This is a genomic window from Frankia sp. CoBUL1, assembly GCF_978021245.1.
This window is the reverse complement of sequence record NZ_CDXDOS010000108.1, coordinates 1-10,586: the sequence shown is the minus strand read 5'-3', so window position 1 is coordinate 10,586 and position 10,586 is coordinate 1. Positions and strand designations below refer to the sequence as shown.

Sequence of the window (10,586 nt, the reverse complement as noted above, 5' to 3'; positions counted from 1 at the left end):
CGGCCCTGTATCGAAGGTCAGTCCGTCTCGTCGGACCGGTCCAGTGATACCACCGCCGCGCGACGAACGGATCGGGCGACCGCGCCGCACCGATCACAATGCACAGCCAGCCGCACATCCAGACATCCAGCCGACCATGAACGCGGTGCCGAGGAGGAACGGTCCCTTCAACGTCGTTGACCGACGCCCGTTCCGGAGCACTCCAGCGGCGGTTCCAGCGCGAGGGATGCGCACCCCTACGAGGTAGTCCGACACCGGAAGCGGGGGTACCCCTTCTGGCCCCCTCATCGGGAGGTAGGCCATGGCCCGGAACATTCTCGGCTTCCCTGGAACACCGTTCCCCGCAGGCGTGTCGGGAATACGGATGACGGGGACAGCCGGGTACAGCGAAAACAGCCCTACGAGGCCCTCCGCGAACCTCCTACGGGGTTAGTCCGGAGGTTGGCTCGGGGGGTTAGTCTGGGGGTAGTCCGGCCTAGGCGCCGGTTCCACCGTCGGCAGCCGTTGCCGCCGGCCATCGGCCGTCGTGATTCTCCGCGGCTCGGCTGCCCCGGTCGGCCGCCCGGGGCAGCCGACCGGACGGTCCGCCGAGAGTTGTCGTTGTTTAATGTTGTGCGCTTTCGTTGCTTCAGCACGATTGCCCGATGTCATACGACGATGATCTGTTGTTGCGGGAGTGGACGCCAGTCGGATGATCGGCGGGGCTGCCGCCGAGGGATGCCGGGATTTCTTTGGGTCGCAGACGTGGGTGGATCAGGCACTGGTGACCTGGCGCCCATGCTGGCGGTGAGGTAGGTGTGTTATCTGACATGACAGTGTGTAATAGTAGAGCTTCTGGCGACACTGCCTGTCTATCCGTTGTGCCAAGGCGGTGTTCTGTCGGTGCGGGGCGCCTGCGTGCGGGAGGCCGGACTCTCGGGGTCGGTGCTCGACATCGACCTGTTCGGGGTAGGCGAACCGGTGGCACCGCACCGCCCGCTCCCCCCGACACGGGCGGTGCGACCCGCACGGACCGATCAGGCGCGACCGCCTGATCGGACATCACTCGTCCGCACGACTGTTCCGCACGACTCTTCTGCAGGTGAGGCATGTACGCGGCACGGACGGACGGGTAGGAGTTGACTGACGGCACCTGGCGGCACCCGAGAGGACAAGGTGGACCGATGAGCCTGAGCATCCGCAACCGACTGACCGGAACCGTCACCGACATCACCGAAGGTGCGGTGATGAGCACCGTGACCGTCGATCTTTCCGGCGGGCAGACCGTCACCGCCGCGGTGACCCTTGATGCGATCAAGGATCTCGGCCTCTCGGTGGGGGCCACCGTCGAGATTCTGATCAAGTCCACCGAGGTGGCGCTGGCCACGGGCGGCGTGGACGGTCTGAGCATCCGTAACCGGCTGCGCGGCACGGTATCCAGCCTGGAGAGCGGCGGTGCCATGGCCGTCGTGCACATCGCCCTCGACGGTGGCGGCGTGCTCACCGCGGCGATCACCCTGGCCGCCGCGACCGACCTCGCTCTGGCCGCGGGTTCCTCGGTGACCGCCCTGGTCAAGTCGACGGAGGTGGCCCTCGCGGCAGCCTGACGGGACAGCCTGACGGGGCCGGCTGCGCGCTCAACCGCGGAGTCGAGCCGGGTCTTGGTCCCGGGGCACGTTCGAACAGGGGAGAGACGCTGTGCGGGCGACCTTCGTGGTGGGACGGATCGCTGGAGTCCGGATCGGGGTCCACTGGAGCGTGCTGCTCATCTTCGGCATCATCGCGTTCGGCCTCGCGCAGGGCCGCCTCCCACAGGCCTACCCGGGCTATGCCCTGGTGGTGTACTGGGTGGCGGCTCTTGCCGCCGCAGTGGTTTTCTTCGCCTCGCTGCTCGCCCACGAGGTGGCGCACGCCGTGGTGGCCCAGCGCAACGGGGTGGCCGTGGACGACATCGTGTTGTGGCTGCTGGGCGGGGTGGCCCGGCTGAAGTCGGAGGCGTCGAGCCCGGCAGCGGAGCTGCGGATCGCTGGTGTCGGCCCACTCGTCAGCCTCTTGCTGGGCGGGCTCTTCGTGCTGGGCGCCTGGCTGCTCGCCCTGGCGTCCGCGCCCGAACTCCTGATCGAGGTGGTGGCCTGGCTGGCTGGCATCAACCTGCTGCTCGCCGTCTTCAACGCCTTTCCCGCCGCTCCGCTCGACGGTGGGCGGCTGCTGCGCGCCTTCCTGTGGTGGCGTACGGGAGATCGGCTGCGGGCGACCGCCGGGGCCACCGCGGCCGGACGCGTCCTCGGCTGGCTGCTCGTCGTTCTGGGACTCCTCGTGTTCATGAGAGGCGGCGGATTCGGCTGGCTCTGGCTGGCCCTGATCGGCTCGTTCCTCATCGCGGCCGCCACCGCCGAGGGACGGCAGGCGCAGTTGCGCGGTGTGCTCGCCGGCGTCCCGGTACATGACGCCATGACGACGAAACCGCTCACGGTGCCCGCGGCCCTGACCGTCGCGGACCTGCTGGCCGGCCCGCTGTACCGGTACCGGCACTCGGCGTTCCCGGTGACCGGCGAGAACGGAGCCCCGGTCGGGCTGGTGACCCTGGACGGCGCCAAGCAGGTGCCGCCGGAGAAGAGCGGCACGGTAACGGTAAGCGAGGTGATGGTGCCACTGTCGCGGACCACCATCGCGGGTCTCGACGACCCGCTGGCGGATCTGCTGCCGCGCATGGAGCCCGGCGCCGAGCACCGCGTCCTGGTGATGGATCAAGGCAGGCTCGTCGGGATCCTGTCCCTGTCGGACATCAGCCGCACGGTGACGTGGCTGATGAACGCCGCCCCCGGGCCGCGCGAAGTCCCGTGACCGAACCCCGCCGCCAACGCGGGCCTTCGGCTACCGCGGTTGGCGGCGGTCAGCGGAGATCGTGGGTTCCATGGCGGCATCGTCAGGTTCCCTGGCGGCATAGATCGCTGTTTCGGCATAGATCGCTGTTTCGGCGCGGATGGCGGCGGCCACGTTCCGGGCCGCCGCCGCGACCTCGGGGTCAAGTCCGAGGCCTGCGGAGAAGGTATGGCCGCAGATTGCGTAGATGACGAGATGCCGGGGAAGCCAGCCGAGTGTTCGGCTGATCTCGATGGTGTCCGCGAGGCCGAGCGCGTGGGTCGATGGCCCGACGAGATCCGCCGGTAGTGTGCGCTCGTTGGCCGGTATGCGGTGCACAGTTCCGGGCGGGGCCGCGGAATGGGCGGCGTCGATGATCCAGACGGCGTCGGCCCCTTCCCAGGCGGCGAACAGCCCTGTCGGCTCGCCGGCGCCTTCGAGTACGTCGACGCCGGCTGGGAGCGTGCAGCGTAGCTGCCGCGCGACTGCCAGGCCGACGGCGTCGTCGTGTCGGTAGGGATTGCCGATCCCGATGACGGTCAGCCGTGTTCGATGTGGAGAGTCAGGAAGTGGGTCGCACATGAGATGCAGGGGTCGTAGTTGCGGATGGCCCGTTCGCAGCGCAGGGCGAGTTCGGGCTCCGGCAGGTTCATGAAGCGTTCCACCACACCGCGCAGGTCTTCTTCGATCGGACGTTGGTTCTGGGCGGTTGGTGGCACGATCTTTGCGTCGAGGATGGTGCCGTTGTGGTCGATCGTGTAGCGGTGGTAGAGCAGGCCGCGGGGTGCCTCCGTGACCCCGTATCCGGTTCCCGCCCGGGGCGGGGCCTCCAGCGCGGAGGGGTCGGGCTCGGTGTAGTCCGCGATGATCCGCAGCGCCTCGTCGGCGGCGTGGACCATCTCGATGCAGCGCACGATGATGCTGCGGTAGGGGTTGCGCTCCGGTGGGCGCAGGCCGATCTCGGCGGCGGTCTCGCGGGCGGCGGGCGCCAGCCGCTCCGCGCCCAGCGCGAAGCGAGCCAGCGGTCCGGTGAGGTAGGAGCCGCCCGCGGCCAGGGTCGAGTGCAGGGCGTTCGACCAGGGCACCTGTTCTTCGGTGAAGTGCCGGTCGTAGTCGGCCGGGGCGATGTCGAGGCCAGCGGTGGAGGCGATCCGGCCGCGCTCAACGGGGTATTCGCCAGGTTGGTGGAGCGCGACGAAGGTCTGGTGGAGTTCGTCTTCGGGGAAGTCCAGGGCGGCGGTGAAGCGGGCGGTGTCCCGGGCGATGTCCCGCGCCTGTTCCAGTTGCCCGACGAGCTCGGTCAGGTCACGCCGGCGTGGTGCCCGGTACCAGCCGCCGACCCGCGCGTTGACGGGGTGGATCGCGCGGCCGCCGATGACCGTCATGAGCGTGTTGCCGGCCTTCTTCAGCGTGAGTCCCAGCTTGACCAGGGCGGGCTGGTCCTGGGCAAGATGCAGTGCGCTGTCGTAGCCGAGGAAGTCCGGCAGGTGCAGCAGGAAGACGTGTAGTGCGTGACTCTCGATCCATTCGCCGCAGTAGATGAGCCGCCGTAGGGCGGCGGGTGGGCCGGTGACCGTGGTGTCGCAGATTTGTTCGATGGCCGCCAGCGCGCTCATCTGGTAGGCGACCGGGCAGATGCCGCAGATCCGGGCGGTGATGTCGGGTGGCTCGGTGTAGGCCCGGCCGCGGAGGAACGCCTCAAAGAAGCGCGGCGGTTCGAAGATCTTCAGGTGGGCCTCGTCCACCCGCCCGTCGGTGATCTTGATTAGCAGCCTTCCTTCGCCCTCGACCCTGGTGAGTGGGGGAGGTGCGATGGTCCTAGTCGCGCGCATCGGTCTCACCGCTTCCCGAACCCTCGCCGGGGGCGTCGCGGAATGCCGGCGCGGCGGTGTTGAACGTCCGGAACACTCGGTCGACGTTGTCCTCGTTCATCCCGAGGACCCGTAGCTGGCGGATCAACGCGGGGGTGTTGGGGCTCTCCATCGGGCCGAAACAGCCGTAGCAGCCGCGGTGATAGGCCGGGCAGATCGCACCGCATCCGGCATGCGTGACGGGGCCGAGGCACGGCGTGCCGTGCGCGACCATCACGCACACCGTCCCCCGCCGTTTGCATTCGGTGCAGACGGAGGACGAGGAGATGTTCGGGCGTCGGCGAGCGAGGAACGCGCTGATGACTTCGAGGAGCTGGCGAGGGTTGATCGGGCAGCCCTGGAGTTCGAAGTCCACCCGGACGTGCGTGGAGATCGGGGTGGAGGTCGCCAACGTCGAGACGTACGCCGGGGTGGCGTAGACGGCCGCGAGGAAGTCACCGACGTCGGCGAAGTTGCGGAGCGCCTGGATGCCGCCGGCGGTCGCGCAGGCGCCTATTGTGACCAGACGCCGGGACGCGGCCCGGACCTGGTGGATGCGTTCCACGTCCTGTTCGGTGGTGACCGAGCCCTCGACGAGGGAGAGGTCGTAGGGACCGTCGACGGTCGCGCTGGATGCCTCCAGGAAGTAGGAGACGTCGATCTCGCCGGCGAGCGAGAGCAGCTCATCTTCGCAGTCGAGCAGGGTGAGCTGGCACCCGTCGCAGGAGGCGAACTTCCAGACGGCGAGCCGGGGCCTGGCTGGGCTGGTCGGCGTCGGCGTCGGCGTCGGCATCGGCGTAGGCATCGGCATCACAGCTCCCGGACGGCGAGCAACGGTTCCAGGCGGTCGTAGCCGCAGACCTGTCCGTCCAGACAGAGCATCAGCGGGCCGAGCTGGCAGCGGCCGCAGTGACCGAGGCCGCAGTGCATGTTGCGTTCCATGGACAGGTGGATGCGGTCGGCGAGTACGCCGGCGTCGACCAGGGCCCGTGCGGTCAGCCGCATCATGATCTCGGGTCCGCAGGTGAACGCGACGGTTCTGGCCGGATCGAAACGCACGTGCGGGAGGAGGGTGGTGACGACGCCGACCCGGCCGTCCCATCCGGGCCGCGCACCGTCGACGGTCACCAGGGCTTGGAGGTCGGTGCGGTCCTGCCAACCGGCCAGTTCCCGGCGGTAGAGGATGTCCGCGGGTATACGGGTGCCGACGAGCACGACCACGTTGCCGTAGTCGGCGCGCCGTCGCAGGATCTGCCGGACGACCGGCCGCAGCGGCGCCAGCCCGAGCCCGCCCGCGACCACGACGACGTCCAGCCCGGCTGCGGCGCCTACCGGCCAGCCTCGCCCGAACGGGCCACGCACCCCGAGGACGTCGCCCGGGCGGGACGCGCAGATCGCTTCCGTCACCGCGCCGACCGCTCGGACGGTGTGCACAAGCAGGCTGTCGGTACCAGCCGTCACGGAGTCGTCGCCCGCCACGGATTCGTCGCCCATCGCCGGGTCGCAGCCCGTCACGGACAGAGGGACCTCGCCGACGCCGAAAGCGTAGACCATGGTGAACTGGCCGGGTGCGGCGATGATCGGAACGTCGGAGAGCGGCGCGAGTTCCAGGGTCCACGTGTCACCCGTCTCCTGGTGGCGGCGGGTCACCCGGAACGGCCGAGGGGTCATCTCCCCGGCCGCGCCGTCAGCCCTGGCCCGGGTTTGCGTAGACATCGAGCAGCCGCAACCGGGTGGCCTGCAGGCGCTCGATGAGCACCTGCGCAAGGTGGGACAGCACGTCGTAGCCCAGCGCCGGGTCCTGGGAGAACTTCTCGCGTAGGCAGGCACCGTCGATGGCGGTGGCGCGGACCAGCGAGAGGGCACGGGCGTCGAAATGGAGCCGGTACGGCGGGAACAGCCAGGACCAGCCCACCACATTGCCGGCTCCGACGGTCTCGATGGGGACCAGACCCCGGGTCTGGACGAAGGTTTCGATCGCGACCGTGCCGTGCCGGATGACGTAGAGAGTGTCGGCCGGGTCGCCTTCCCGCAGGAGTACGTCGCCCGGGCGGAAGATGGCGTGCCGGGCGCACCCGGCGAGGAGGGCGAGGTGGTCCGGGTGCATACCGGCGAAGACGCCGACCTCGCCGAGCGGTGCCTCAACCAACGTCATCGCCGGCCACGGAGTTCGCTCGAATGGCGGTCAGTTCCTCGGTGACGTCGATGCCGACGGGACACCAGGTGATGCACCGTCCGCAGCCGACGCATCCGGACGTTCCGAACTGGTCGTGCCAGGTGCCGAACTTGTGGGTCAACCACTGGCGGTAGCGGGAGCGTCCGGAGGCACGGACGTTGCCGCCGTGGAGGTAGGAGTGGTCCAGCGAGAAGCAGGACTCCCAGCTGCGCCAGCGCTCCGCCTCACTTCCGGTGAGGTCGCTGACGTCCTCCACCGAGGTGCAGAAGCAGGTTGGGCACACCATCGTGCAGTTGCCGCAGCTCAGGCACCGCTGCGCCACCTCGTCCCACCGTGGATGTTCGAGGTTGTCCGCGAGCAGGTCACGCAGGTCGGCCGCGTCGACGGTGCGTCCCATCCGGTCGGCCGCCCCATCCACGGCCGCCTGGGCCGCGCTCCGGTCGGCGGCTTCGCCCGGGCGCCCCGCCAGCTCGCCCAGTATCTCGACGCCCCGGGGGTGCCCGCCTCGACGAGCAGCCGGTGGTCACCGGCCAGGACTTCGCTGAGGACCAGGTCGTAGCCCTCCCGCACCGCCGGGCCCGTGTTCATCGATACGCAGAAGCAGGTCCCACCCGGCTCGTGGCAGTTCACCGCGACGATGAACACATCGCTGCGGCGAGCAGCGTAGTCGCGGTCGGCGTGGCGCCCCCCGAGCAGGATCCGGTCCTGGGTCGCGATGGCCTGCAGCTCACAGGAACGGACGCCGAGGAATGCCACCGCTGCCCGCGGTAGCGGTTCCTCCGCCACCTCGAAGCCGCCGTCCCCGAAGCCGCCATCGCCGTGGCGGCGGGTCGTCAGCAGGCGCAGCCGGGGCGGCAGCAGGTTCTGCTTCCACGAATGCGGCCCCACTGCGTAACCGAACAGCGCTGCGTCGCGACGACGCTCGAGCCGGTAACGACCCGCCTCCTGGACATCGGTCCACCCCACCGGGAGCTGCGCCGCGCTACTGATCTCGTCGTACACGATCGCGCCATCCCGCACCGTCGGGCCGACGACCTGGTACCCGCGTGCACGCAGCACGTCGACGAGCGTCCCGAGCACCGCCGGCTCGACGACGAGCTCGGCCACACCTGCGTCCGTCATCCCACCCTCCGCTCCCCGGACAGCGGTAACCTTCTGTGTCGAGTTCCATACCCCTGGGTGCCGTCGGGGAACATGCGCTTCAGGTGGGGATCCCCGCCCTGGTAGCGATGGACGCCGCGGACGGCCCGACCGCGATCCGCGCCGCCGGCGGCGGGTTGTCGACCGGGTCCTGCGGGGATGTGCCCGTCGTCCTGGCGCCGCGGCGGCTGGAGCCGAAGACTGGACGGCATGAAGTCGTCGGCTGATCCCTGGGACAGGCCGGTACGGGTCGTAGGTGCCGCCGGTGGGGTGCTGTGGCGGCCCACGCGGGACGGGCGGCAGATCGCGGTCGTGCACCGGCCGCGGTATGACGACTGGTCCCTGCCCAAGGGCAAGCTGCGTCGGCGGGAACATCCGTTGCTCGGTGCGTTGCGGGAGGTCGAGGAGGAGACTGGTTACCGGGCCTGGCTCGGGCCCCCGCTCGGCGAGTACCGCTACCTGACGGACGGCGGCAGGACGGTGAAGACGGTCCGGTACTGGGCGATGCAGGCCCGTTCCGGCACGTTCGTCCCCACCCGGGAGGTGGACAGGCTTGCCTGGCTGGCGAAGGGGGATGCGGCGCGCCGGGCCAGCTACGACACCGACCGCCACGTGCTCGCCGAGTTTGGTCGGCTGCCGGCGGGTCGGCTGCCGGCGCCGACGGCCGCACTCGTCGTCATCCGTCACGCTCGGGCCGCCCACCATCGGCGCTGGGACGGGCCTGACCAGCTACGCCCGCTCGATGAGCGCGGCCGGGCCCAGGCGAACGCACTGGTGCCGCTGCTGACCAGCCTGGGGATTCGCCTGCTGATCAGCGCCGACCTGCCCTGCTGCACCGCCACGCTCGCCCCGTACGCACGCGCGGCCGGGCTTGCCATCGAACCGGAGCCGGCGCTGGCGGACACCGGCTATCCCGGATCGGAGGCGAGGGTGATCGCTACCTTGATGGGGCTCGCGGCGTCCGGGACTCCGACGGCGATCTGTAGCCAGCGCACCATCGTTGCCGACCTGCTCCGACGACTCCTGGACGGCTGGTGCTGGCCGATCCCGGACCAGCTCGGGGTACGGGAGGGCGGCTTCTGGCTGCTGCACTGCCCTCCCGGCAGGCTGGTCGCAGCGGAACGTCACGATCCCTTAGCATGATTAGCCTGACGGTGCGTGTTTGTCACGCATGCAGGGTTGAACCCGTCGTCCTTTTCAGCCGGTGCCGCTGCGGGCCTCCTCGGGAGGGTGGCGGACCTCGGCGTCCGGTCCCGGGTAGACGAAGCTGACGTGCCCGGTGTCGGACCAGCGGACGGTGAACGGTGGGTCGCCGGCAGGCGAGCGCACCTCAAGGATCTCCCCAAGGCGGTCCGGTTGCGTGACGGTGGGACGGTGGACAACCAGGGTGTCGCCGGGATGGGCGCGCATCGCCCTACGCCGGGGCGGCAGTTCGAGCGCCAGCTCGACGGGCTCCTCGCCGGTGGTAGCCAGCGGTGGGGCCTCGCGGTGGGGGGCAAAGACCTCATCGGCGAGCGGGTGTACCAGCTCGGCCATCTCGTGCTCGGTGCGGATGAGCAGATCGTCGACGGACAGCAGGCCGACGAGCCGGCGGCCGTCGACGACCGGGAGCCGGCGGATCGCGTGGTCACGGAAGATTTCGTAGGCCCGTTCGAGGTCAACGCCGGACGGTACGGTGATGACCTCGGTGGTCATGAGGGCGTCGATCCGGCTGTCCGTCGGGATACCGCGGGCAACGCCGCGTAGCACGATGTCGCGGTCGGTGACGATCCCGACCAGGCGGTCGTTCTCCATGACGAGGAGCGCGCCCACGCCCTGCCGTTCCATCTGCGCCGCCGCGTCCCGAACCGTGGTGGACCGCTCCACGGTGACCGGCCGCCGGACGATCGTGCTACGGATGTCGGCCATGCTTACCCCTCCAGGAAGGTGCTCGCCCCGGGCAGTGACCCCTGGCCCCAGCCCCGCGCCAGCCGCGCAGCCCCGCCGCGGACGTCCGCGCCTGTGACCTGGGCCGACAACAGATCGGACCAGTTCCGCCGAGGGCGCTGGCGTTCCATGCTCGCCATCTGGTTGTTCCGTCCTGGCAGCAGGCAGCTGCCCGGCCCAGCCGGCGCCACACACGCCCGCCTGCCGGACGCCGCCGGCCCGTTGTAGACGGGCCCAGATTCCACCGGATGAGCGTCGCCGGACGGTCGCCGAGTCGCGCGGGTAGGGTCACAATCTTCTCTTCTCCCTAGAAGAATGCAGATCATCACCCAGCGTGTCCATTCTGACCACTTTCAGTCTCTACCCACGCCTGGCTCGCCCGAACCACGGACCGGCCAGATCCAGGCCCACGACGGGCTAGTGCAGCGCCGGCCGCTCCACCTCGGCAGGACGCCGATGATCGCCATCTATCCGCTCAGGTGCGCGCTTCCCCCGGTCGGATCACCCCCACGGGCGTGGGGAGGACCGCGGTGGTACCGGCCCGGCAGAGCGGGCAGGCACAGTAGTGACCAAAGCTTCACCGTATGCTTTCGCCTGGATCAGGGTTTCGACATGAAACTGCTCGCTACGCGGCACCGGGCATCCCTCCACCT

Annotated in this window: 12 protein-coding genes; 4 read left to right on the top strand and 8 right to left on the bottom strand. The window is 69.8% G+C overall.

The annotated features are described in order from the left end of the window. Nucleotides 1-1,163 precede the first annotated feature (1,163 nt). Nucleotides 1,164-1,586, top strand: coding sequence for a TOBE domain-containing protein (locus tag AC08OX_RS10010; RefSeq protein WP_476607557.1), 423 nt, complete (start codon nucleotides 1,164-1,166; stop codon nucleotides 1,584-1,586). A gap of 91 nt (nucleotides 1,587-1,677) precedes the next feature. Continuing rightward, nucleotides 1,678-2,823: a site-2 protease family protein gene (locus tag AC08OX_RS10005; RefSeq protein ID WP_476607556.1), complete on the top strand. Its 1,146-nt coding sequence runs from the start codon at nucleotides 1,678-1,680 to the stop codon at nucleotides 2,821-2,823. A gap of 30 nt (nucleotides 2,824-2,853) precedes the next feature. On the opposite strand, the gene AC08OX_RS10000 is transcribed toward AC08OX_RS10005, so the two are convergent. From AC08OX_RS10000 to AC08OX_RS09970, 7 genes are read right to left on the bottom strand one after another with little or no spacing between them, the layout of a single operon-like run. Continuing rightward, nucleotides 2,854-3,423, bottom strand: coding sequence for a hydrogenase maturation protease (locus AC08OX_RS10000; RefSeq protein ID WP_476607555.1), 570 nt, complete (start codon nucleotides 3,421-3,423; stop codon nucleotides 2,854-2,856). Next, nucleotides 3,381-4,673 carry a Ni/Fe hydrogenase subunit alpha gene (locus AC08OX_RS09995; protein WP_476607554.1) on the bottom strand — a complete coding sequence of 431 codons (1,293 nt, stop codon included), beginning with the start codon at nucleotides 4,671-4,673 and terminating at the stop codon, nucleotides 3,381-3,383. The genes AC08OX_RS10000 and AC08OX_RS09995 overlap by 43 nt, the downstream gene beginning before the upstream one ends. Further along, nucleotides 4,660-5,502: an NADH-quinone oxidoreductase subunit B family protein gene (locus AC08OX_RS09990; RefSeq protein ID WP_476607553.1), complete on the bottom strand. Its 843-nt coding sequence runs from the start codon at nucleotides 5,500-5,502 to the stop codon at nucleotides 4,660-4,662. Before AC08OX_RS09990 ends, AC08OX_RS09995 begins: the two co-directional genes overlap by 14 nt. Continuing rightward, entirely contained in the window at nucleotides 5,502-6,407 is a 906-nt protein-coding gene (locus AC08OX_RS09985) for an FAD/NAD(P)-binding protein (RefSeq protein WP_476607552.1), read from the bottom strand. The genes AC08OX_RS09990 and AC08OX_RS09985 overlap by 1 nt, the downstream gene beginning before the upstream one ends. Next, the gene (locus AC08OX_RS09980) at nucleotides 6,379-6,846 is read right to left on the bottom strand and encodes a cyclic nucleotide-binding domain-containing protein (protein ID WP_085015231.1); all 468 of its coding nucleotides are present in this window, start codon (nucleotides 6,844-6,846) and stop codon (nucleotides 6,379-6,381) included. Before AC08OX_RS09980 ends, AC08OX_RS09985 begins: the two co-directional genes overlap by 29 nt. Beyond that, a complete protein-coding gene (locus tag AC08OX_RS09975) occupies nucleotides 6,833-7,189 on the bottom strand; it encodes a 4Fe-4S dicluster domain-containing protein (protein ID WP_476607551.1) in 357 nt (118 codons plus the stop codon). The genes AC08OX_RS09980 and AC08OX_RS09975 overlap by 14 nt, the downstream gene beginning before the upstream one ends. Beyond that, nucleotides 7,171-7,989 carry a hypothetical protein gene (locus tag AC08OX_RS09970; protein ID WP_476607550.1) on the bottom strand — a complete coding sequence of 273 codons (819 nt, stop codon included), beginning with the start codon at nucleotides 7,987-7,989 and terminating at the stop codon, nucleotides 7,171-7,173. Before AC08OX_RS09970 ends, AC08OX_RS09975 begins: the two co-directional genes overlap by 19 nt. A gap of 35 nt (nucleotides 7,990-8,024) precedes the next feature. Between AC08OX_RS09970 and AC08OX_RS09965 the strand changes: the two genes are divergently transcribed. Both AC08OX_RS09965 and AC08OX_RS09960 read left to right on the top strand, forming a co-directional pair. Then, nucleotides 8,025-8,234, top strand: coding sequence for a hypothetical protein (locus AC08OX_RS09965; protein ID WP_476607549.1), 210 nt, complete (start codon nucleotides 8,025-8,027; stop codon nucleotides 8,232-8,234). Further along, a complete protein-coding gene (locus tag AC08OX_RS09960) occupies nucleotides 8,218-9,150 on the top strand; it encodes an NUDIX domain-containing protein (RefSeq protein ID WP_476607548.1) in 933 nt (310 codons plus the stop codon). Before AC08OX_RS09965 ends, AC08OX_RS09960 begins: the two co-directional genes overlap by 17 nt. A gap of 54 nt (nucleotides 9,151-9,204) precedes the next feature. On the opposite strand, the gene AC08OX_RS09955 is transcribed toward AC08OX_RS09960, so the two are convergent. Then, nucleotides 9,205-9,915 carry a DUF1918 domain-containing protein gene (locus AC08OX_RS09955; protein ID WP_085015229.1) on the bottom strand — a complete coding sequence of 237 codons (711 nt, stop codon included), beginning with the start codon at nucleotides 9,913-9,915 and terminating at the stop codon, nucleotides 9,205-9,207. Nucleotides 9,916-10,586: the final 671 nt, after the last annotated feature.